Raw genomic sequence first — 23,757 nt, 5'->3', positions numbered from 1 at the left:
AGACGTCCGGCCAACCTAACTCGATTTGGAAGTTCATTTTGATCACTACAGCGAATATCACCATGCAGTTTGGCTCTAAGCCACTGTTTGAAAACATCTCAGTTAAATTCGGCGGCGGTAACCGTTACGGTCTTATCGGTGCGAACGGCTGCGGTAAATCAACCTTCATGAAGATCCTTTGCGGTGATCTAGAGCCGAGCAGCGGTAACGTATCCTTAGACGTCAACGAGCGTCTGGGGAAGTTAAGCCAGAACCAATTCGGTTATGAGGAATTCACCCTCATCGACACAGTGATCATGGGCCACCGTGAACTGTGGAAGGTGAAGCAAGAGCGTGACCGTATTTATTCTCTGCCAGAAATGAGCGAAGAAGACGGCATTGCCGTGGCAAACCTTGAGATGGAATTTGCCGAAATGGACGGTTACACCGCCGAATCTCGTGCTGGTGAGCTGTTGCTCGGTGTGGGTATTGGTATCGAAAGCCATTTCGGTCTGATGTCTGAAATCGCGCCAGGTTTAAAACTGCGGGTGTTATTGGCGCAGGCGCTGTTCTCTGACCCAGACGTACTGCTGCTCGACGAACCCACCAACAACTTGGACATCGACACTATCCGCTGGTTACAGGACGTACTGAACCAACGCGATAGCACCATGATCATCATTTCGCACGACCGTTACTTCTTAAACTCAGTCTGTACCCATATGGCAGACTTAGACTACGGTGAACTGCGCGTTTACCCAGGTAACTACGACGAATATATGCAAGCGGCCTCTCAGGCCCGTGAGCGCCTGCTGGCCGACAACGCCAAGAAGAAAGCGCAAATCTCTGAGCTGCAAACCTTCGTGGCGCGCTTCTCTGCAAACGCTTCTAAGGCAAAACAAGCGACTTCGCGCGCGCGTCAAATCGATAAGATCAAGCTGGAAGAAGTTAAAGCCTCTAGCCGCGTTAACCCATTCATTCGTTTCGATCAGGAAAAGAAACTGTTCCGTAACGCATTAGTGGTTGAAAACTTAGCCAAAGGTTACGACACGCCGCTGTTTAAAGACTTAAACCTTATCGTTGAAGTAGGTGAGCGTATCGCCATCCTCGGTGAGAACGGCGTGGGTAAAACGACCTTACTGCGTACCTTAATCCATGATATTCCTCAGGATGAAGGTCTGATCCAATGGTCTGAAAACAGCAACATCGGTTACTACGCGCAGGACCATGAGTCAGATTTCGAAAACGATATGACCCTCTTCGAGTGGATGAGCCAATGGCGTAAACCAGAGGATGACGACCAAGCGGTACGCGGTATTTTAGGCCGTATGCTGTTTAGCGCCGACGACATCAAAAAGTCAGTCAAAGTGCTGTCGGGTGGTGAAAAGGGTCGTATGTTATTTGGTAAGCTCATCATGCAAAAGCCAAATATCCTGATGCTCGACGAACCAACCAACCACATGGATATGGAATCGATCGAATCATTAAACAACGCGCTGGAAAAATACGAAGGTACCTTGTTGTTTGTGAGTCACGACCGCGCATTCGTATCGTCACTGGCCAACCGTATCCTTGAAATCACCCCGAACGGCGTGAATGACTTCAAGGGCACCTACGATGAGTTCCTCGTGAGCAAGGGCATCGAAGGTTAATCACTGGTTTTGCCTTAAGTGTTCAGAAACAAAAACGCCGCTTATTAGCGGCGTTTTTATTGCTGGCTTTTAGCTTGAGTATTGGCCTAGAGTGTTTGCGCTTGGATGAGCGGTTATGGCTTAACTTCAGCTTTTTGCTCGACATAAATCAAGCTGTTGGTATCAAAGCCGCGGGCGCTTGCCATCTCGACAAATTGCTTCATCACCTCTGGGGATACGGTCGGGGTTCTTGCCAATAGCCATAAATAATCCGTATCCGGCCCAGAGATAAAGGCGTATTGGTAATCTTGCTGGTCGAGCCCAAAGACCACATAGGAGCCATAAAATGGCCCGAAGAAGGAGACCTTTAAATAGGCTTCCTCGTCGCCATTGACAAAATAGGCCTTACCCTCGGCCTCTTTCCATTGCTGGGTATCGGCAGAATAACCCCGATTAATGACCTTCACCCCGCCATCGGCTTTAAGGCTGTATTCGGCGGTCACTTGGGTTAATCCGCGCTCGAAGGAATGGTCGAGCCTCGCAATTTCATACCATTTGCCCAAGTAACGCTCTAGCTGAAAATCCTTAACGGGTTCGACATTGCGTGGCATGCCCAAACAACCCGATAGCACTAATACACTGATAAGTAAGAGTAGTTTTTTCACTTAAGACTCCTGTTAAACCCGAGTGCCCATTATTAGCCATATGGTTAATTGTGCGTTTAACTGTACGCTTAAGTCGGGCAATCCTTCAAGGTTTTGCTGGCCGAGTGGCGCAGGCTTAAGTAGCCCTGTGCCATACCCGCCAACATAATCAGCGCCACTCCCAGCATTTGCTGCGTTGTGAGCGCCTCATCAAATAACCACCAAGCGAGTGCGACCACTACTACAGGTTCGACGTAGGAGAGGGTGCCATAGGTGACCGAAGGCAGCTGCGCGAGGGCCTTTACCGCAAACAGAATGGCTAAAAATCCCGGAAAGAAGCCAATCGCCAGCACCCAAGCAAATTGATTCAGACTTGGCACTAAGGGCGTCGTTAACACTAAGGGCAGTAAGCAGAGGGCGCCGACACTGAGCTGGACTAAGGTGCTTTGATAGGGCGAAGCGGCACTCGGTTTCCGGTTGATTAAGATAAAACCGCAATAGGTCAGCAATGCGAGCAGGGCATAAAAATATCCCATGATTTCATTGTCGTAGAATGACTGACTCGAGGTCACGGGCAGCATCAGCATAAAGCCTAGCAAGGCGAGCACCACACTGGCGATGCTGGATCGCTTAAGCCTCTCGTGAAACACAAAATGGGCAAAGAGTGACGCCAGCACAGGGGCGAGATAGATAATCATGATCACCGTTGCCATTTGGGTATATTCAATCGCCTCGATATAAAAAGCCATAAATCCCGCCAACATAGCGCCATTTATCAAGGTGCGCTTGCTTGGTTTATGGCGAATTTGCCGTCCCTTACCCGTTAACAGCATATAGACCATTAAAAACAGCGCACCGAGTAGTAGGCGGTAAAAGGTAATATGTTCGGCGGGCAGGGCGGCAAAACGGGCGAATACGCCAATGGTGCCCATTAGGCTCGCGGCCAGCAGGGCAAGCACTATGGCCAGTGCGGGTGGCGGTGTCATGTATCACCTTTAATGCAAATAATTCAACGACGAGGGGAGCTGAGTTTGCCTTAAAAATGCCGCCTAGGCGAGTGCTATTGCGAACGCTGTGTTGGCGCGGTGTGATAAAGAAGCAGACCGCCCGACACAAGCCGAGATTGATGGGTTGACTGCGCTAGCAAGCCATCAATCCTCAGCTACACAATCGACTTACGCGAGCGAAAATGATTTAAGGGGTCTTGGCAATAACTGGCCTTAACCTGCTGCAACATTTGGTAATTTTGCCCAAAGTAGCGTGCAGTCGGAATGGTATTGTCCTTAAAGCTAATAAAGGCGCCAGCGCTATTGGCAATGCTGGCATCGCGGCAGGTGTCTATCCAGTCGAGCGCCTTATTCACTCGGGGATACACAGAGTTCACCTGCATTAAGGCTTGCTCTTGGAGTTCACTATTCCACCATGCTTGATACTGAATAATGTAGGCCTGCTCCTTGTAGGGGAAGGCGCTCTGGCTTTTTTGTACTTCACTGAGCGTGCGATAAAAATCCCCAGCAATTGCGCTTAGGGTGACATAGGTAAACAAGCCTAATTGCCGATTGCCATCAATCAGTTGGGGTGAGGTGAGGCTGTCGATAAGCGCAATATGCCCCTGTTTTAGCCCCTGTGCATGGGCCAAGCGTGATGTCACCCTATGGGGCGCGGGTCTGAGTAGATCCTGTGAATGTTGCCGCTGATTTTTATAGAGTTGTATGTCCTTATCATTAAGCAGTTCAGCCAATCTATGGTTTAAGACGGGTTGTAAATCCTGAATCGCTTCGCGGTTCCAGCTCTCCATCAATTCATCGCCATAGGATTGAGTTAAGCCGCCCATGGCCGCCATTTGCACTCGGTTAGGTTTTAAACCGACCTCACTAAACTGGGCCTTAATAAAGTGCGCAAGGCTTGCAGGATTGCCCTCCCAATAGCCATACATGATGCAGTTATGTTTAGCCTCTTGGGGCGCCTGCGTCACAATGTTTAATGGCGGTTTTCCTCCTTGCAGCAGGGCGGGTTTGGCTTGAATTTTAAGGTTAGTTCCGAGCAAACAAGGCAAATTATCGGCCAGAATAATCTGCTCCCAACGCTCCAATAATCTTAAGGTCGGGGTGGTTTCTTGCAGTTGTTGGCTGTCCTTCTGATACGGGTTCCACTCCAGCTCAAATTTCAACAGGCTTGGGGGCAGGGCAAAGGTTTGCACAAAAAAACGGGTGACAATACCGTAGCTTAGGCCACCGCCGCCCTTGAGCGCCCAGAGGAGTTCGGGCTTATTGGCCGCCGAGACCACTTGGGTTTCACCTATGCCCAACACGATTTCCGCCTGCACTAAGCTTTCGCAGCACATGCCGTATTTGCGGCACCAAGGTCCCCAACCGCCGCCCATAATAAAACCCGCTAAGGCATGGGAGGCGCTGGTGCTGTGGGGCAGCATTAAGCCCTTTTGGGCGAGAAAGTGGGTTAAGGCCTGCATGGTACAACCTGGCCCAATGGCGACAATGCCACTGATGGGATCGAGCTCGATGCTGTTCATCGAGGATAAGTCGATCACTATGCTATTGGTCTCGCCACTTTCCCCTTCGTGATCATGGCCGCTGGAGCGCACGCTAATGGCAAGGTGATAATCGACCGCCGTTTTATAGACCAGTTTTACCTCTTGGCTGCTGCGGCATTTGATGATGGCAAGAGGCTTTTTTTGCAAGCGGCGATTAAACAGTTGGCAGGCTTTTTCGTAGGCCAACATCTGTTGTCCCGTGCTCACCCAAAAATCCTGCTCAGCATAATACTGGCCATCGGTAATGATATGGTCGCTGGCAATATGGCTGCGCACTTCGTTAATAAAGCGCATAAAATGCTTAGCTTGTCGGGTGACCACATTTTCACTGATGCGGATCTCGGCCGTTAATCGGCTCGAGGTCGACTGGCTAATAAAGCAATCAAATTCCAGTTCATTGCTCAGTTGTAAATCAATGTGCGAGCGATGGGGCGTGAGGGATTTTAAAATATCGAAGCTCAGTTTGATATCGGCACTCTCTTTAGCTTGATAATTCGCCTTATAAATAAAATGTGGCCAGTTATCACTGCTGGATTCAATCATATAAGCACAGCGTTCATGGGCAGGAATAATACTGGGTAGCTGCTTATTAAAGTGGTTGCTGTTTAAGTTCTGCTTATTAAAACTATATTCGGTGTCATTAAAAATAATGAGCATGACTTCCTGTCTTGCCAATTGAGTTGGCATTAAGTGGAGTTCATGCTTTGCATGTTTTTTAGGATAAATATATAAATTACTGTCAATCAGCGCCGCTTGTTGGTGTGGATGTAAATAACAATCTAAAATTTCGGCTTCGGTTAAACAGGTTTCAATCAAATTAATATTAACAACTTCACCATCAAAAGCATTCATGGTTTGCGTGGCAGCTTTTAATTTGGCCTCATCCGTTAAGGGGATTGAATGCTGCTGTAAATGGATTTCATCACCGTCGATAAAACAGCTTAATTCATGGTATTGATAGGTAATGGATAATAAATGCCAATAACCATCATTTAAGCCGCCTAAGGTGGAAATAGTGTCAATCTGTAATAACTGGCTATTAACTCGAATCTCAATATGGCCGAGTGGCGTAACTTGTACGATAAAGCTGGGATAATTGGCTTGGTCGCAATATTGAAATACCGTCCCGCCCTGCAGGGTTTTCACCCACGCCTGAAAGGTAAATACATCGAGCGTGTGACTGAGGGGCAATGGCGTTAAGGAAAGTGAATTCATCGAGGCGGTTGTCTCTTGGCTCTGTGCTTGAGCCACAGTGTTGATTAACGTATCCGAAGTGCTATGGTTTTTATTCGGCGTTTTCATCGGCAACATCCTTGTTTAATTTCATTCCTGACAATTGCTTAAGCTGCAATCGCTACGACCTACAGCGAGGCGTTTATCCGGTCACGACCATCGGCCTTGGCGCGGTAAAGCGCGGTATCGGCGGCGCACACCATGGCGAGTGAGGTACGGAACTGGCCATTGACTTCACTGGCAATCCCTTGGCTAGCGCTTACCGAGACATAATCCCTGAGCCCTTGGTCGGTAAAGCGAATGTTATTAATCCCTTGCTGGATTTTTTGCGCTATGGTCAGCGCCATTTTGGCATTGTGATTAGGCAGGATCAGCGCAAATTCTTCGCCGCCATAACGGGCAGCAAGACCGATGTCGATAGGCACAATAGTGGCGATCACTTTGGCAATTTTTCTAAGACATTCATCACCTTGGATATGACCAAACTGATCATTAAACACCTTAAAATAATCCACATCGATAATGACTACGCTGATAGGGCGCAGTTTGGCGGTGCATTCTTCCCAGTGTTGTTGCAGCATTTCATCAAAATAGCGACGGTTCGCCAGTTGGGTGAGGGAGTCGGTGGCGGCCAACTTGCGCAGCTTTTGGTTTTCCGCCTTATGCTGAGTTAAATCGTGCATTACCATCACAAACACAGGTTCATGGCTGGGAATATAAGAGATAGACAACTCCACATCTTTGGCCTTGCCAGAGGCGCAGATCAGCGTAGTTTCCTGCGCTGGGTGCTGCACGGGTTGACCGCAGTTGGTACCTAATTGCACATCGTGGCTCAGGAGATTGTCATAGCGCGCTTGATGATGTTCAGTCAAAAAATTGCGCCAGTCTTGGCCCTTTAAAGTCGCCTGCGGGCAATCGAGTAGCTCGGCACTGCGCTGATTGCACGAACGGATAAAGCCATTGGCATTCACTAAGATCACGGCTTCAGTTAAATGTTGAATAAAGAGCTCAATGGTCTCGAGGGAAGAATGCTCGAAAAAGTTCAGCGGTAACTCGGCACTCTTTGCAGGTTGAGTTGCGGGCAATGCAGCATCATCGACAATGGATAAGGCGGGTTGTTGGCGAGCCAGTTTCGGTGAGTTTGTCATTGTTATCTTTCTCCGTGAGCTTTAATCATCTGCGCTAGGCGCTTTTCTGAGGATGACTTTATTCTGGTGGAAGAAAAGATACCTTCTGCTTACCTTCTGGTTTAACCTGTTGTTTATAAATGAATAAAAAATTAACTTCCGAATGATTTAAGGCAATCTTCACGTCGATTCGGCGCGATTAATGCCGTGTAAAGGTGAAAAAATGCGCAAATTTGTAAAGAAGAATTGGTTAAAAGGGGGGGAATTGACACTCAGGCGTTTGGCTGTGGCAAGCAGAGGGAGTGTGGAAGGGGAAAAAAGGGGACTGCTTAGCAGTCCCGCTCTAATTATAGATTTGGCTTGTTAATAACTTGCGGATCTGGGCTTAATACTAATAAGGTATTTGTTGTATTACTCAATACAAATTGGAACTTAGTGGTACCAGGGGTTCTATCGAGGTCAACAAGTTGCACTAACATACCATCGCTGCTGATGGTGACTGCATCGACGATTTCGTCGAATGGGGTGACAAAACCTACACCGACAAATTTTAGCCCTTTACCGGTTTGGTCATTGAGTAGGTAAGTTACAGTACCAGCTTGAGTGATGGTGACATCACCAGGGCATTGGTGACCGCTGGCATCGGTGTAAATAAATACAGGTTCGCCATTTTCTAAAGTGACATTCACTTTAATAAACTGAGATAAGCCTTGTGTTGTAGTCATTTCATTTTCCTCTTTAAAGTACAGTTACTGATTATATTCTGGAGTTAAGATTATCTTTCTTGACAGTTCTTTGAGTCTAAGTAAGGCATGGTTATTTCGGGATTCTTATCTTTTTCTATTAATGGTTGCAATATTTTTTGGGTCTCTTTGCAAAGTGTTAAATACTCTTCTTTGTTGTCTACTGTCATCCTAGCTTCAACTATTGCCATATTAGTTCTTGCGAAACCAATGATGTATTTTCTTTCTTGTGGGGCATTTTTTACTAGCTCAGAGAAGATAGTATTTGATTTTTTTAGGCTGTCATAGCCGAGAGGTGAATTATTTTTAATTTCATATGTGGCAACAGAGAATAATGCGTTGGCGTATAGGTAATCTCTTCTTTGTTTGTCCATTGATTTAAAGTTGGAGTCAAAAAAATCTAAAAGTGACTGAGAAGTCTCTTTTACTCTTGGATTGTTAATAAAACTATTTAAAAATAATATTCTTGTCCGAATATAGAACAAATCTCTTTTCCAGACTTCATTATCAGCGTCTAAAAGCAGAGATTTTTCTGTGAAGTTTTGGGCCTGTAACAATTTTTCAAGTGCAGATTCAAAATTGCCTTTGTACTCAAGTAATTCAGCTAATCTGCCTAGAGTACTAGCTAATCTATCTCGCATATAGGCATCATTTGGTTTTAGATAGTTGAGTAATTGATTTTGAGTTTCTTCTTGGAGCTTGATTGCAGTATCGAGATTGCCAAGGGAGGTTAATGCACTCGCTAACCAAGAACGTGTATCGGCAACATCGGCAATCAGTTGGCTATCTTCAGGGACATTTTTGAGCGCCAATAATTTTAATTGTAATGATTCTTCAAAATCTTGCTGTGCTTTAGCAAATTCTTGCTGGTTCATTGATACAGAACCCAGCGAGTTATGGGCATAGGACAGCTCCATTAGCGCATCTTTATCTTCTGGCGCAATGACATACATTGTTTGACTGTATAGTAAATATTGTTCCCAAAAAGGACGTGCAGCAGCCCAATCACTCACATCATATTTAAGCTGACCCAACCAAAAGGCATTGGCACCTAAGGTTTTTAGCAGGGCTAAGTTGTCTGGCTGCAATTCGAGCAGCGGCAGCATTTTTTCCTGCGCGGCGAGTAGGGCGCTGCGGGCTTCATCGATTTTATTGCGTGAATAGGCGACTTCGCCCATGGCCTCTAAGGTCTGCCCATGCTGGAAGCGGGCGTCGAAACTTAAGTACTTCTCATCGTCTTGGCTGGAGAAATCCGTGAAATATTCCAATGCCTTATTGCTGATCCCGTCGAGTAAGTCCATCCGGCCGATGCCGCGCATCTTATCGGCGAAGTCACCCACCATAAACCCGAGCAGATCTTCGGCGGCGAGGCGTTTTTGCTGGGCCAGCTTCTCGGCTTCGATACTGCGAACGCTCATAATGACTGAGGTTAAGGTGAGTACGCACAGCAGGGCGACTGTGATGCGCCTCGTCCAACGCAGCATAGTGGCGCGTTTGCTGGAGGCGGCAATAAAGTCGGTTTCCCGCTCGTCTAAGTCAAACAAGGGGTTTTGCTTAAGGCTTTGAGCCTCTTTTAAGGGTTTACCCTCGGCCAATAAGTAGGCGCTGTGTTTGTCTTCGCTTAGCCAGCGCTGGGATAAATGCTGTAGTCGGCTCTTAATGCTAAGGCTGTCGTTATGTTCGCTGATCCACGCCGTCGCCCTTGGCCAGCGGCGCAGCAGGGCTTCGTGGGCGATGCTAAAACAGGGTTCACCATTTTGCAGATGGGACACAAATAAGCGGCTATCGACCATGGCTTGCACTAGGGCGGTTTCGGCCGCGCTTTGCAACTGTGACCAGCGGGCGGTGCGGCTGGTGATGGATTTTTCATCCTCACGCAGGGTGACTAACAGGGACAAAATCCGCGGCAGACTGGCTTTTTCGGCCTCGGTTAAATGGGAGATGGCCTGCTCGGCATTTTTACCTATAGCGCCTTCGATACCGCCCAAGGTGCGATACACAGAGACCAATAGTTTGTCATCGTCACTGCGTTGTAAATACAGCGCCTGCAAGGTGTATTGCAACATAGGCAGCGCATCAGGGTTGCTGGCGGCATCGCTACAGAGCATTTCATCGAGCGGCATGGCGGTGTCGCTATCGATTTCCCAAGATAAATTGGCGGCAACGGCTGGCAGGCGGATCATCTGCAGCAGCTCGGTGCGAGTGGGCGGTGCTAAGTCGAAATGGGCGCCGCGCGCTTTGCCTGCCATCAGGCTGGGGTAATTGACCAGCAACGGATAAAAGTCATTGCGACAGGCACTTAAAATCAACACCGCATGGGAAGTGGCAAGGCGCTCTAATAGCTCGATAAAGGCGCTGCGCTCGGCATCGCTAAACAGCGGCGATGATAATAAGACTTCTAATCGGTCGATAAATAAGGCAAAGCGTGGCGTAGCATAGGTCTGATTTTTAAGACTTTGTTTGCATATATCGATAATGCTTTGCGGATCTTGCTCAAGCTTGGCGGCAAGCGTATCGGCGCTCATTCCCTCAAAGACTGGGGTGTCGTTTAGTTCCCAGTCGAGCATGGTACTGGCTAGATCGGTAAGCAGTTGTCCCTTGCTGACATCGGCAAAATCGAGGCTGCTATAGGCCACAACGCCGACGCCATTAAAGCCATTGGCGGCCATGAGGTTAGGCAATACACCAGCATTAATTAAGGAGGATTTACCGCTACCACTGGGGCCTAAAATTAAGCAGAAAGCGCGGCCAAATTGGATTTGTTGGCTAATGCGATTCAGCAGCGTGCTAATTTGTTCGCTGCGGCCGAAGAACACGTCGGCATAGTTGGCGCTGTAGGCTTGCAAGCCCGGAAACGGTGAGCCACCTTGCCAGGTTTGTGGCGTGGCGCTGGCCTCATGGCCGACGGGAAAACGCACCTCGGCTAAGGTGCGATAACCGCGTTTGCGAATGGTCTCAATGTAACGGGATTCGGTGGCACTATCGCCAAGTGCGCGACGTAACTGGTTGATAATTTTGTGCAGTGGATTATCACCTGTGTCGACTCCCGGCCAGCAATGGCTAACAATCTCGTCGCTGCTGACCACTTCACCGGCGTTTTGGCAGAGAAATAACAACACATCCATCGCCTTAGGCTCAAGCTGTTTAACTTGTTTACCCAGAAGCAGGCTGTTGGCGCTGGGATTAACTTGCCATTCACCCAAAAAAAATGTGCTGTCACTCATAGGATTTCCATTGCTTGAGCATCGACTCAGGCGGGAAATAGGGAGCCGCGAGTCGCTGTTATTTTTATTGTTAGCGCGTTTTGTACATTGAGCGTCATCATTTCGCATGACGTCAAAACATTGACATTATGCCTAGACCCTTTGTTATTTAAAAGGAATAACCCTAGGTAATCAATGTAAATTTTATATCGTCATTGTGATGATATTGCGTAGTTTGGCACTCTGTTTGTCACAGAATTGTGAGTTTGAGCTATAGCGCGGCAACCTTTGTTATTAAGTTTTGGTGCTTGTGGCTGGTTCGCGACAGTGCTCAAAAAAAAAGAGTGCCCAAGGTGGGCACTCAAAGCGGTTGCGAAGGGAGAAAAGGGTGGGGATTAGGTTCAATTGAGTTAGCGAGTAAGCACCAGTGCGTTGGCCTGAAAACTTAATCGCGCCATTTGCCCTTGGTCTTGCAGCTCTAGCTCGTTGAGTTCAAAGGGCGGTTGCAGGCCCGATGCTTGGATGAGCGTTGGGTCAAACATCAGCTTGAGTTTGGGGGATTCGGGCGTTAACCAAGTCGCCGCTTGGGTGCGCATAATCGCCACTTTTTGACCCTCGGCATTGGTGCCCGTTAGCACGCCACTCAAACCAAAGCGTCCCGCTTCAGCGATATCGAGCTCAAAGTTGACTTGATTCGGTACGCCTTTATCCCAAACGGTTAGCACTTCGGGTTTGATGCTGGCCGAGTTTACATAGGACTTAAACGCGGTTTTCACCGTGCGCTGTACTGGGCGGCCATCGACCTGAGTCTGGACTGTGACTTCGATTTCACTCAGCCCCGCATTGCTGCTGGCAAGGGGTAAGTCTGCGGGCACTAAAGCCTGCCATTCATCCCCCTGTTTCACCATGGCCAGCGCTTGCTCTGTGCCATCGGCTTGCTTGAGTTTGGCTTGAGGCGCAAATTGATTATCGCTTTGGCTTAAGGCGAGTTTTACCCCAACCGTTTGGGCATCGGCCGCAATTGCGCCGGGCGCCTTGATACTCAGTTGATAGGGCGAACCTTTTTCCTTCACGTTGACCAGATAGTTGGCCTTAGCGACTAAGGGCTGGCTGACTTGCAGGCGATATTCTCCGGCCGTGGCCTTTTCAGACATTTGCAGGGCACTGGAGTCATCGGCTAAGCCTGCGCTGGCTAAGGCGTCGGCGCTCACCAGCGATTTAACCAAGGATTCCGTGGCTTGTGGGCTGGCGTTTTTCCCCTGCGGCGTTTGGCCTATCCGCTTAATTTGCACCCGCTCGGGGGAAACGACATCGGCATGCATTAAGGCGCCTGTGCTGACATCGCCGCGGGGCGCAATCCGCACTAAGCTGCCCGCTTGGCTCAAATTGAGCTGCACGCCAGCATTTAGATCGGCGCCGGTGACATTAAGCCAATACTCATCACTCTGGCTTGCCTGCTCAAGCATGGGCTGACTGGCTTGGTATTCGCCGTAGAGCGGGGTGATAAAGCTGACGTAATCGGTACTGGTATTAATCGGCGCGAGGGTTGGCGAGGCGATATTAGTATCGACAAGGTCGCTCTGTGTCGGCGCGGCTAAGGTTAAGCCCTTGGCATACATTGGGCTGGCTTCTTTTTGTGGCTCTGGCGCGGGCGCCTCATCCTGACAGGCACCGAGCAGGCTACCTAAGATAACGAGGCTGACCATTTTGCTTAAGGTGCGGAGTGTAAAAGGTTGCATGTTAGGCTCCTTAAATATGGTTGCGGATCAGCGTGTCTAAGTTAAAGCAGGCACGGCGACTCTGCTGATGGCTTAACGGTTCTTGGCCTCGGGTCTTTTGTTTATCGGTAAACCAGACTGTGCCTGCGGCTTTTTGCGAGCTGCAATTTAAGAAGCCGTCGGAGCAGCTATCGAGCCAGTTTTGGGTGGTTTCGAGGGCGACCTGATATTGATAGCCAGCGCAGTAGCTGTCGCTGTCCCAAATGGCAGAATCCACATCCGAACCGACAACCACCTCGAAGGGTTTACCTAAACTTGGCCGACCCGAGGTGCCATAGAGCCAAGTGTTGTTGTAGTTTGCCATCCAGCCGACTTGCTGCTGTTTGACCGCATTGCTGCCATAACCTAAGAGCCAACCTAGGCTGGTTTCGAACACATTGCCTTGATTGACCGCATCGGCCAGCGGCGTGCCGCCACTCGAGGGGGCGAGGGCGATGACTCTGGAGGTGGCTTTGATCACCGCTGGATAACGGCTGTCCCAGGTGGGGTTGGATAAAATCCAGCGCACCACATTGCCGCCATTGGAGTGGGTGAGCAGGATTAAATCATCAATATTCTTCGCTTGAATAAAGCTATTGAGCTGAGTGGCAAGACAGCCTGCGGCCGTTTCTTCCCACATATATTGGTCGAAGTCACAGTTGATGACAGTGTAATTATTGGGAACGGGGATCCCTTGGCGCACCGAGTTAACAAACTCCGACGTCCAATAGTCGGCTAACGCATTGGTTTGGTGCCCCGTTCCGTGGACAAAGGCGATACCTGTTGCAGCAAATACCGCGGGGCTGACAGCTAACAGACCCAAGAGCATTAAGGTGTTTTTTATCTTCATGGGTGTTTCTCATCTCTTAGTGATTGAGCACGGCCTTGCAGTCCATTGCTAACGGCCATTGAGTGTCGGGTGAATGGCGTTAAGTTGCAGCGTTCGGCATGGCAAGCGTTTGTCAGGTTTAATCAATACGGCGAAACCTTGGGAATGGAAGCCGAAAACACATCATTACTAGGCTTTAGCATCGGGGGTTAAACTGGCCCGACTTCCACTCAGGGTTATTAACCTAGTTGCAACATTTTCTGCTGGCAAGCAAAAATTCACCATACAATTTAATGACATGGCGACAATCTTTTGACTGTGTTTTAATAGGGGGGAGGAACACGCTAATTACTTGATCAGTAAACGCTAATAAAACGCATGGCGTATTAAGCTGTTTAAATTTATCCAAAGCTGTGGGAAATTATTTTTATTAACACTGATAGGCTAATCAGTTTATTGTTCTGTATATCAAGATGTTTACACTTTCAGGAGGCACTTTTGGCTATTACACAACAGGAAATGAGCCGCTGTTTAACCGAGCTAAATTGTCGCAGCAATTTTTCGGTGAAGAGCATTACCGAATATATGTTGCCGGAAACCAAGGAAGCATTTTATCTGCATATGGAGGGCAAAACCGCGCAGCTGATTATTCGCCCGGCCTTTGAGGTGTTTTCCAGCGAGTTAGCCACCTTAGCGGGCGTACATGCCAAGTATGACTATTACCACAATGCGGAAATGACGCGTTTTCCCAAGCGCTTACATAAGAGCCTTAACGAAACCCACTACGGATTGGCGTTTAGTTTCGATACCCTTGAAGCTGTGCAGCAATTTATCGCACGTTTAAGCGCCATCGTTAAAGGGGCGTAAGCTGTAGGCTAAAATATCAGCCTTCAAGCCTGAGCCTTAAGCTTAAACTCAATTCCTGCGTTTAAGCCGTTCAGTGAGAGGTAAAAGTGGCTTAAGCGGCTGAAACCTCTACCTTAAGCCTTTTAGGTTAAATTCCTCAATTTGAATCAAAATGAGGAATTTAACTGCTGCCTTTTCCAGCAGCTTTTCAGTATATTCATCAATAGATGAATTCTGCTGGAGCTGGTTATGTCGCTTATTCCCAGCCGCCCCCGTGGGGTGGTTCCATTTGCTACCCATGCCGACACCTCTCAGGCGGCAGGCCGCCCTAAGGGTAACTCAGATGCGCGCCAACGGCTGATCACCGCCGCCGTCAGCCTCTTTAGTGAACGCAGCTATCCCACAGTGTCGACCCGTGAAATTGCCCGAGTAGCCGAGGTGGATGCGGCGCTTATCCGTTATTACTTTGGTTCTAAGGCTGGGCTGTTTGAGCAGATGGTGCGCGAAACCCTCGAGCCTGTAATTACCCGTTTACGAGAAGTGTCCACGGCGCAAGCGCCTAATAATGTGGGCGATTTAATGCAAACCTATTATCGGGTGATGGCGCCCAACCCCGGATTACCGCGATTGATTGTCCGTGTGCTGCAGGAGAGTGATGGCACCGAAGCCTATCGGATCATGCTGTCTGTGTTTGAGCAAATGCTGTCCCTCTCGCGCCAATGGCTCGAAGCCTCATTTGTTAGCGCAGGCATTCTCAAGGAGGGGCTAGATCCGAATTTTGTGCGCCTCAGTTTTGTCAGTTTGATGGTGTTTCCGCTGATCGCGCCTCCGGTATTAATGCGTCAGTTTGGCCTCTTTAGTACCAGTGGCACGGATTTACAACGGTTAGCGCTGCACAATATGCAGGTATTTACGCAGGGGGTGATGCGTGAACCTAGGAGTGAATTATGATTTTAACCAATAGGTTAACAGTTAGGTCAGTTAAGACGCGGCAACCTTCTTCCCGAGGATGGGGCAAGCTGCTGGCGAGTCTATTGGGCGCGGCGCTGTTACTGCAATTGACGGCCTGCGGCGATGAATCGCCCCGCGTGCTGGGCACCGTCGAGCGTGACAGGTTAACCCTCACCGCGCCTGTGGGGGAGCTGATTAATCGAATTAATGTAGTTGAAGGCCAGCAAGTGCAGGCGGGAGAAGTATTACTCGAGCTGGATAGTACAGCCGCTCAGGCGCGCCTTGGCCAGCGTCAGGCCGAGCTTAAACAGGCGCAGGCCAAGCTGGAGGAAGCCGTGACGGGGGCTCGCTCGGAAGACATAGATAAAGCCCGCGCGGCCCTTGATGGCGCCAATGCCAGCGTGAAAGAGGCGCGGCAGAATTTTGAGCGTACGCAACAGCTATTTAAGACTAAGGTGCTCAGCCAAGCGGACTTAGATGCGGCGCGCGCAGCGCGTGATACCAGCCTTGCCAAGCAGGCCGAAGCCGAGCAGAGCCTAAGACTGCTGCAAAACGGTACCCGTAGTGAGCAACTCGAGCAAGCCAGAGCCGCAGTCGAGGCGGCCATGGCTGGCGTGGCGCAGGAGCAAAAAGCTCTCAAGGATTTAAGCCTAGTAGCGGCGAAACCCGCAGTGGTGGATACCTTACCTTGGCGGGTGGGCGACAGGGTGGCCGCAGGTAGTCAACTCATTGGTTTATTGGCAATTGAGCATCCCTATGTGCGGGTATATCTGCCAGCAACTTGGCTCGATAGGGTCAAGGCGGGGAACCAAGTGAAGATCCTTGTCGATGGCCGCACCCAGCCTATTGCAGGCACTGTGCGTAATATTCGCAGTCAACCGGCTTACACCCCTTTTTATGCGTTAAATGAACGTGATAGGGCACGACTGATGTATCTCACCGATATCGATATTGCGCCAGAGGGAGAGGATTTACCCACGGGAATGGCCCTTGAGGTACTGCTGCCATGAGTGCTCAACAGGCTTCAGCAGGGATATCCGTCGCTGGGACATCAGCGGCAGAAACATCAAACGCGGCTACTGAGTTTGCTATCGAAACCCGCGGCATGACCCGCGCCTTCGGTGGCATCAATGCGGTCGAAGATCTCGATTTAGCTATCCCTAAGGGCACGATTTATGGATTTTTAGGCCCCAATGGTTGCGGTAAATCGACCTCTATTCGGATGTTAACTGGACTGCTGAGTCCAACCTCGGGGGATATTCGGGTGCTGGGCGAAACCTTGCCCGGCGCCGAGGAAAAACTGCGCCGCCGCATTGGCTATATGACGCAAAAATTCTCCCTCTACGACAATTTGTCGGTGCGGGAAAACCTTGAGTTTGTGGCACAAATTTATGGGCTGAATCGTCGCCAAACCAAGGCGCGTTTGGCCGAGCTATTAAGCCTTTACGATTTGGCGGGGCGCGAGAAGCAAATGGCGGGCTCCATGAGTGGCGGGCAAAAGCAGCGTTTAGCCTTAGCCGCCGCGACCTTACATCACCCCGAGCTGTTATTTCTCGATGAGCCGACGTCGGCGGTAGACCCTGAAAATCGCCGCGAGTTTTGGGAACGGCTGTTCGACCTCTGTGCCCAAGGCACCACGATTTTAGTCTCGACCCACTATATGGATGAGGCCGAGCGTTGCCATGGTCTCGCGATTTTAGAGCGCGGGATAAAACGCGCCGACGGCTCGCCGCAACAACTCATGGCGGCCATGGGTGCGCGGGTCATTGAAGTGTCGGGGGAGGATTTACGTAAGCTTAAACAGTCGCTTATCAGCGACGCCAATGTGTTATCGGCGGCGCAGATTGGCAGTCGTTTACGGGTATTGGTGCAAAGTTCGATTGCAGATCCGCTGGCTTGGTTAAGCCCAAGGGTTGCGGGGCGGGCGCTGACCGAGGTGCGTCCAAGCCTTGAGGATGTGTTTGTCACTTGCACGGGCGGACGTGCCCAGCTAACACCGCCAAACGGCAGTCAGGCCACGACAGTGGAGGCTCAAGATGCTACGTAGAATTTGGGCCGTGGTCGTCAAAGAACTCAGGCAGCTATCGCGGGATCGCATGACCTTCGGCATGATAGTGATGATCCCCTTAGTGCAGTTGATGCTGTTTGGCTATGCCATCAACACCGATGCGCGCCATTTGCCCGCAGGTTTAGTGAACTTAAGCGATTCCGCCTATAGCCTCGCCTTGGTCAAGGCGGTAGAAGCGACTCAAGTCGTTGATTTTAAACATCGGTATTTGAGTGCCGCCGAGGCGGATGCGGCCATCACTCGGGGCGAAGTGAAAGCCGTGCTGTATTTAGGCGCCGATCTCGACGAGCGTTTAGTGCGACATCCCGCCTTTGCGGGGCAGGCCTATTTTGCCGAGCCTGTGGGGCAATGGTTGGTAGATGGCTCGGATACTGTGGTCGCCTCCACCATTCGCAGTTTAAGGCAAATGCCACTGGATGAAATTGCGGGCAGGGCGGTCAAATCGAATCCCCCCAGTTTTGAGGTGGTGCAGTATTTTAACCCTGAGCAGCGTTCTGTGGTGAATATCGTCCCCGGCCTCTTGGGGGTCATTTTGACTATGACCATGGTGATGTTTACCTCGGCCGCGATTGTGCGCGAGCGTGAGCAGGGCAATATGGAGTTTTTAATCACCACGCCGGTGAGGCCACTCGAGCTAATGCTTGGGAAAATCACCCCTTATGTATTAGTGGGCTTTGTGCAATTGGCCATTATTCTCACCGCCGGACATTTACTGTTTGCCGTGCCGATCCGCGGCGGTTTGGACTCGATTGCGCTGGCGGCCATGCTGTTTATCTGCGCCAGTTTGACCTTAGGCCTAGTGATTTCGACCATAGCGAAAACCCAGTTACAGTCGATGCAGATGACGGTGTTTATCCTGCTGCCGTCGATTCTGTTGTCGGGCTTTATGTTTCCCTACGAGGCCATGCCCGTGGCGGCGCAGTGGATTGCCGAGGCGTTACCCGCGACGCACTTTATGCGTATGTCCCGCGCGATTGTGCTGAGGGATGCCGAGGTGAGTGACTTGCAATTTGATGCGCTGTGGATGATTGGCTTTACCTGTCTAGGGCTGCTGGTGGCAAGCCTGCGATTCTCCAAACGTTTGGATTAACGGCTCTCGCTTTGGGCGTGAGTTTTGACTTAACGCAAAGTATTGGTAAAGAATCGGACTAAGTCGTTGAAATGGATGTTAGTTACTTTAGAACTCGCTTACACTGCTGCTAATAAAATGTTCCTTTGCGGTATTGGCTTTGTGGATCCCTTGGGGGAGTGGAGACGCGAAGCGTGTGGCGCATCCTCGCCACAAGATGCGCAAAGGGATGGGGATCAGTTTAGCGAAGGAATTCAGTATGCCTGCGATTGTGTGTCAAAGTGCCCTCGAAGCGGTATCGCTCATTCAAAGTGGCGAAACTCTGTGGACCCATTCCATGGGGGCGACCCCCAGAGTCTTATTGGATGCGCTGGCAAAACATGCGCTCACCCTTGAAAATCTCACCTTATTACAGCTACATACCGAAGGCGCCGAATCCTTAAGTCATCCCGATTTGCGTGGTCATTTGCGCCATCGTTGTTTCTTTGGTGGAGTGCCGACTCGGCCGTTATTACAAAGCGGTGACGCCGACTATGTGCCGATTTTCCTCTCGGAAGTGCCTAAACTGTTCCGCAGCGGCGAGCAAAAAATCGATACCGCGATTATCCAAGTGTCGCCGCCCGACAAACACGGCATGTGTTCCTTAGGGATTTCGGTGGAGGCCACCTTAGCCGCCTGCCAAGTGGCGGGTAAAATTATCGCCCATATCAACCCGCAAATGCCACGCACCCACGGCGATGGTTTTATTCATATCGACCGTTTCGCCGCCGTGTATGAACAGAGCGCCAGTTTACCCATTCATGCCTTTGCCACCGGCGATGCCGTGAGTTTGGCGATAGGTAAAAATGTGGCCGAATTAGTGCGCGATGGTGATTGTTTGCAGATGGGCATTGGCGCGATTCCCGATGCGGTACTTTCTTGCCTGACCGAGCATAAAGACTTAGGCGTGCATACCGAGCTATTTTCTGACGGGATTTTGCAGTTGGTCGAAAAGGGTGTGATTAACAACAGCAAGAAACGTTTTTACCCCGGAAAACTGGTCACAGGTTTCGCCTTAGGTAGCCAGAAGTTATACGACTATGTGGATGATAATCCTGCTGTTATCTTTATGGATATCGAGCAGGTGAACGATACTGCCATCATTCGTAAAAACCCCAATGTGATGGCGATTAACTCGGCATTGCAGGTCGATCTTTCTGGCCAAGTCTGCGCCGATTCGATAGGCACTAAGATTTATTCGGGTGTTGGCGGGCAGATGGACTTTATTCGCGGCGCAGGGCTCTCCGAAGGTGGCCGCTCAGTGATTGCCTTGCCAAGTACCGCCTCGGGCGGCAAGATTTCCCGCATTGCTCCTGTGTTATCGCCAGGTGCAGGGGTTGTGACGACGCGTGCCCATGTGCATTACATAGTGACCGAGTATGGCGCGGCGAACCTGCGTGGCCGCTCCTTGCGCGAGCGGGCGCAGGCGCTGATCAACATCGCCCATCCGGATTTTCGTGAGCAGCTTTGCCGCGATGCCTTCGAGGTGTGGGGATTAAGCCTCTAATCAATCCTTGCCTTGTCCCTAATTGCCGAGTCAGTGAGTGCCGAGTTTGCGACTGCGCAGGCTCGGTACAGTACTAAGTGCCTGCTTTAATTCCAATTGTGGGATGTTTTGCTCGATTCGACGCCCTCAATGTTTTACCATGCCCATGCGATTTAATCTGGTCAGTGTGAATCGAATGGCTAAAAATTATTTTTAACTCTTTGATAGTAAAGGACTGAGCCGCTTAATAACAGGAAGTTTGCCAATGTTGTACACCCTAGAAGCGACAACCCCACTCGAACAAATTTTTGTGAAGGCCCTCCAAGACAATCTGTATGCGGCCGAGTTTTATCAAAAGCTTAGCCAATCAACCCTGTTTATCTTGAGTGAGAGTAGCACTGAGGCGCCCGAGGCGGGTGAGGGTGCGATGGCTATCGGCATCACCCAGTGGTATGTCCCCCTCGAGGATGGCAGTGATCATCCTTTTACGCCGATTTTCACATCTCAAACCGCCGTCGATAAGGCCATCGAATTGATGAAGAGCGAAGGCACTGCGCACCATGGGGTGATGACGCTCGATGCCGAGACGCTGTTCCAAGTGTTGCTGCAATCGGGGAGCGATATGGCGCTGAATCCTAACAGCAATATGTCGAAATCCTTGGATGCACACGAAGTACGCTTGATGCTGTCATCACAGCTTGAGTTGGTGGAGCACAGGGGCGCGCTCTCGCTATTTGGCAATATCGAGCCCCATGAGTATCCCCATTTCGCCCAGCTCAAAGCGTTGCTGTCGAACTATAAAGCCGTCGAGAAGGCCTATCTGTTGGAATCGTCACGCTTGGATTTTATACGAAGTACGTCGGACCACGCCTTAAGTCTAGTGATCCAGTTACCCGCTGAAAACTCAGCGGATTTTAATCGTATTCGTGGCGATGTGAAGTCGCTCGAGCGTCAACTGGGGCAGGACAGCTGGCCCATTAAGGTGCACCATTTACATGGCGACAGCGTCGAGCCTATTGTTACATTTTGCCAAGCCAAGAGCGCGCCTTTTTACAGCCGCTCACTGCTGAGCAGTATCAAAGGTTGGTTTAAGTAAACCTTGTCGATAATAAAAAACCAGCACAAGTGCTGGTTTTTTATTGGGATTACCTTGGCTGATTATCTTGGCTAAATACTATTTGCCAGAGCAGCCATAGGTGGTGAGGTAAGCATCGGCCGCTTTCGCGTTGACGATACCATAACCGAAGTAGTTATCCTTGCCCACAGTGCCCGCATCCATCGCTGTCGCTTTGAGTGCCTTACGGATTTGTGTACCAGTACATTGTGAATGGTTAGACCATACCAGTGCCGCCATACCCGATACTGCTGGTGTCGCCATTGAAGTACCGCTCATAAAGCCGTAGTCAACCGAATCGATTGAAACCGTTGCGTTTTGTGCAGCGATTAGGCTCGCTCTATCTTCGAAAGCTGCGCCAACTGCAGGAATGGTGGTGGCGTTGGTATCACCCAAAGTGCCGTAGAGCATGCCCGCGACGTTGTTGATAACGATTGCGCCGACACCGCCTGAGTTTTCACAGTTAAGTACTTTATCGTGGAAGGAAATCACGCCGCGATCGATTACGCAAATCTTACCGTTCGCGCCAGAATCCACGGCTTGAGCCGTGCCCATAAAGTAGGTATTGCCTGTGGCTGAACCTGGGTTTTCCATCGCTGATGACGCAACTGTCGCGCCATCGGCAGTTAAGGTTGACGCCGTTGCCATGCCTGCTGGGTAGGTTGAAAGGGTATCGACACCACCGGCGGTAACTTCAACACAGATGCCATCATCGTTGACGGCTTTTTTACCACGACCGCTCACGCAGCTTGGGTATTGGGAGAAGTCGGCAATGTTATTGTTGGCATCGTTAGCACCGATCATCATGACAGATGGATAACCTGCTGGATAAGAGCGCACTGAGTTACCGTCGTTACCCGCTGCCGCGACCACTAAACCACCCGCCGCAGTAAAGGCGTCGAAGGCATTCTTTTCAGTATTGTTAGCTGCGCCGCCACCTAAACTCATGCTGATGATCTTAGCGCCAGCATTGCTACATTTGTTGGCTGCATAGGCTAAGTCAGAGGAGTAACCCCAGCCCGATGCGTTGAATACTTTTACGATGTGCATAGGTACGCCTGGCGCCATACCGACTACACCGATATTGTTGTCTGCCGCACCAATAGTACCCGCTACGTGAGTGCCGTGTGGGCCACCATTTTGGAACCAGTTACCCGTGCCTGGGTCGCTGTCGCCAGTGATGTTGTTCCAGTTAAAGTCAGGGTTTGAGCTATCTAAACCAGAGTCAATAATACACACCTTCATGCCCGCATTTGGGTTAAAGGTCACTTCGTTGGCATGGGATTGATATACCGCATACGGCGTGACTTGCTGGGTCATTGGATTGCCCGCATCGTCGTTATACAACGCCATAGGATGACGGCGAACGTCTTCTTCAATCAGGGTGATATGTGGATTGTTTAGCAGGCCTTTTACTTGGGCGAGATCTTTACCGGTAAAAGTCGCTGCAATAAATTCATCCCCTTCAAGATTGATTTCAGCACCTAATTTTTTAGCCAGTGCCTTCACAATGCCTGCATGACCCGCTTCTACTTGGATGACATAACGATTATCGTCGGCATGGGCTTGGGCAATAACGCCCACAGATAAGGCAATAACGGCACTCGCGATTTTGGTTAATTTCATTGTGCTTGCTCCATTTGTTATCAAGGTTGTAAGACCTAAGCGACACGGAGCATCTACTTGCGCTCCTATGGACAGACGGGCGTCTGCTGACTTAGGCGATTTCAACCTAACACAGGAATTTGTATTTAACAAATAAATAACAAAAGTAGCAATTTGTAAACATTTTGAGCTGTAAACAAAGAATGACAATTATTGGAGAGGAAAACGCAGCGAAATTTAGAGGAATATTTTCTGCGTAAAATAATTTAAGTTTTTGAATTTTAATTAGTATTTTGTTCGGTGATATCTAGAGCCAAGGCTTGTGATGAACTGGCCGTTTGATTATAGTGTCGTCGCCTGTACCCCAAGGAGGGGACGTGATAATCGATATGGATGACATTGAATTAAAAGCGTATTTAACACAGCGTGTGTTATCTTTCAGCCAAAGCTGGAATGAGATCGAAAATAATCTCTATGCCAAACTGCAAGCAGAGGAAGACGCCTTAAGAAAGGCTCTACCCGAAACTGAGTTTCACTATACAGAGCGAACCGACTGGTTTGCACTGCTCAATGAACAAATCTCCCCCTTATTCGATACGTTTTGTACCGATAAGCCCCGTGTTTACGGTGGTAAAATGCACCATTCCTTTGGCTTTCCTTCAAAGTTTAATGGCTGCAATTATCCCCTTGGGCTGCTCGTTAACTTCAAACATAAGCGCAGAGCCGAAATCTATATCAAAACCAACACTCACTTCGAAGATGAGTATCTGTTTATCGTCCTTAAAAAGGCCGATGAATGACGTATCGATAGCTATAAGAATCGTCGCTATGGCAATGAGAAATGGAGCGCACAAATCCTGTAATTGGGTGTAAAGCGGCGCG

At 49.7% G+C, this 23,757-nt stretch carries 18 protein-coding genes; 9 read left to right on the top strand and 9 right to left on the bottom strand.

What is annotated here, in order from left to right:
- Positions 1 to 38 precede the first annotated feature (38 nt).
- A complete protein-coding gene (locus SHEWMR4_RS13595; RefSeq protein WP_083757913.1) occupies positions 39 to 1,631 on the top strand; it encodes an ABC-F family ATPase in 1,593 nt (530 codons plus the stop codon).
- 113 nt (positions 1,632 to 1,744) lie between these two features.
- On the opposite strand, the gene SHEWMR4_RS13590 is transcribed toward SHEWMR4_RS13595, so the two are convergent.
- The 8 genes from SHEWMR4_RS13590 to SHEWMR4_RS13555 form a co-directional block, all read right to left on the bottom strand.
- Positions 1,745 to 2,275, bottom strand: coding sequence for a lipocalin family protein (locus tag SHEWMR4_RS13590; protein ID WP_011623337.1), 531 nt, complete (start codon positions 2,273 to 2,275; stop codon positions 1,745 to 1,747).
- A gap of 68 nt (positions 2,276 to 2,343) precedes the next feature.
- A complete protein-coding gene (locus SHEWMR4_RS13585) occupies positions 2,344 to 3,240 on the bottom strand; it encodes a DMT family transporter (protein WP_011623336.1) in 897 nt (298 codons plus the stop codon).
- Positions 3,241 to 3,416: 176 nt separating this feature from the next.
- Entirely contained in the window at positions 3,417 to 6,107 is a 2,691-nt protein-coding gene (locus tag SHEWMR4_RS13580; protein ID WP_011623335.1) for an FAD-binding protein, read from the bottom strand.
- A gap of 59 nt (positions 6,108 to 6,166) precedes the next feature.
- On the bottom strand, positions 6,167 to 7,186 hold the full coding sequence (locus SHEWMR4_RS13575; RefSeq protein ID WP_011623334.1) for a diguanylate cyclase: 1,020 nt from the start codon (positions 7,184 to 7,186) through the stop codon (positions 6,167 to 6,169).
- 326 nt (positions 7,187 to 7,512) lie between these two features.
- Complete coding sequence (locus SHEWMR4_RS13570; RefSeq protein WP_011623333.1) at positions 7,513 to 7,890, bottom strand: DP-EP family protein; 378 nt, start codon at positions 7,888 to 7,890, stop codon at positions 7,513 to 7,515.
- Positions 7,891 to 7,940: 50 nt separating this feature from the next.
- Positions 7,941 to 11,132: a winged helix-turn-helix domain-containing protein gene (locus SHEWMR4_RS13565; protein WP_011623332.1), complete on the bottom strand. Its 3,192-nt coding sequence runs from the start codon at positions 11,130 to 11,132 to the stop codon at positions 7,941 to 7,943.
- Positions 11,133 to 11,521: 389 nt separating this feature from the next.
- Positions 11,522 to 12,850: a DUF4785 domain-containing protein gene (locus SHEWMR4_RS13560; protein ID WP_011623331.1), complete on the bottom strand. Its 1,329-nt coding sequence runs from the start codon at positions 12,848 to 12,850 to the stop codon at positions 11,522 to 11,524.
- 10 nt (positions 12,851 to 12,860) lie between these two features.
- Positions 12,861 to 13,718, bottom strand: a complete 858-nt coding sequence (locus SHEWMR4_RS13555; protein WP_011623330.1) for a hypothetical protein — start codon at positions 13,716 to 13,718, stop codon at positions 12,861 to 12,863.
- 498 nt (positions 13,719 to 14,216) lie between these two features.
- Between SHEWMR4_RS13555 and SHEWMR4_RS13550 the strand changes: the two genes are divergently transcribed.
- The 7 genes from SHEWMR4_RS13550 to SHEWMR4_RS13520 all read left to right on the top strand — a co-directional run bounded on the left by SHEWMR4_RS13550 (position 14,217) and on the right by SHEWMR4_RS13520 (position 21,252).
- Complete coding sequence (locus tag SHEWMR4_RS13550; protein WP_011623329.1) at positions 14,217 to 14,564, top strand: hypothetical protein; 348 nt, start codon at positions 14,217 to 14,219, stop codon at positions 14,562 to 14,564.
- 228 nt (positions 14,565 to 14,792) lie between these two features.
- A complete protein-coding gene (locus SHEWMR4_RS13545) occupies positions 14,793 to 15,494 on the top strand; it encodes a TetR/AcrR family transcriptional regulator (protein WP_011623328.1) in 702 nt (233 codons plus the stop codon).
- Positions 15,491 to 16,504, top strand: a complete 1,014-nt coding sequence (locus SHEWMR4_RS13540) for an HlyD family secretion protein (protein WP_011623327.1) — start codon at positions 15,491 to 15,493, stop codon at positions 16,502 to 16,504. The genes SHEWMR4_RS13545 and SHEWMR4_RS13540 overlap by 4 nt, the downstream gene beginning before the upstream one ends.
- 95 nt (positions 16,505 to 16,599) lie before the next feature.
- Entirely contained in the window at positions 16,600 to 17,541 is a 942-nt protein-coding gene (locus SHEWMR4_RS13535) for an ATP-binding cassette domain-containing protein (RefSeq protein ID WP_049764547.1), read from the top strand.
- Positions 17,531 to 18,652, top strand: coding sequence for an ABC transporter permease (locus SHEWMR4_RS13530; protein ID WP_011623325.1), 1,122 nt, complete (start codon positions 17,531 to 17,533; stop codon positions 18,650 to 18,652). Before SHEWMR4_RS13535 ends, SHEWMR4_RS13530 begins: the two co-directional genes overlap by 11 nt.
- Before the next feature lie 238 nt (positions 18,653 to 18,890).
- Complete coding sequence (locus tag SHEWMR4_RS13525) at positions 18,891 to 20,177, top strand: acetyl-CoA hydrolase/transferase family protein (RefSeq protein ID WP_041408811.1); 1,287 nt, start codon at positions 18,891 to 18,893, stop codon at positions 20,175 to 20,177.
- Between the two features lie 244 nt (positions 20,178 to 20,421).
- Entirely contained in the window at positions 20,422 to 21,252 is an 831-nt protein-coding gene (locus tag SHEWMR4_RS13520; protein WP_011623323.1) for an SseB family protein, read from the top strand.
- A gap of 78 nt (positions 21,253 to 21,330) precedes the next feature.
- Here SHEWMR4_RS13520 and SHEWMR4_RS13515 read toward each other — a convergent pair whose 3' ends face one another.
- Entirely contained in the window at positions 21,331 to 22,896 is a 1,566-nt protein-coding gene (locus tag SHEWMR4_RS13515; protein ID WP_011623322.1) for a S8 family serine peptidase, read from the bottom strand.
- Positions 22,897 to 23,252: 356 nt separating this feature from the next.
- On the opposite strand from SHEWMR4_RS13515, the gene SHEWMR4_RS13510 reads away from it, so the two are divergent.
- Positions 23,253 to 23,675 carry a hypothetical protein gene (locus SHEWMR4_RS13510; RefSeq protein WP_011623321.1) on the top strand — a complete coding sequence of 141 codons (423 nt, stop codon included), beginning with the start codon at positions 23,253 to 23,255 and terminating at the stop codon, positions 23,673 to 23,675.
- Positions 23,676 to 23,757: the final 82 nt, after the last annotated feature.

The organism is Shewanella sp. MR-4, from assembly GCF_000014685.1.
Lineage (GTDB): Bacteria > Pseudomonadota > Gammaproteobacteria > Enterobacterales > Shewanellaceae > Shewanella.
This window is presented reverse-complemented; position numbering and strand designations above follow the sequence as displayed.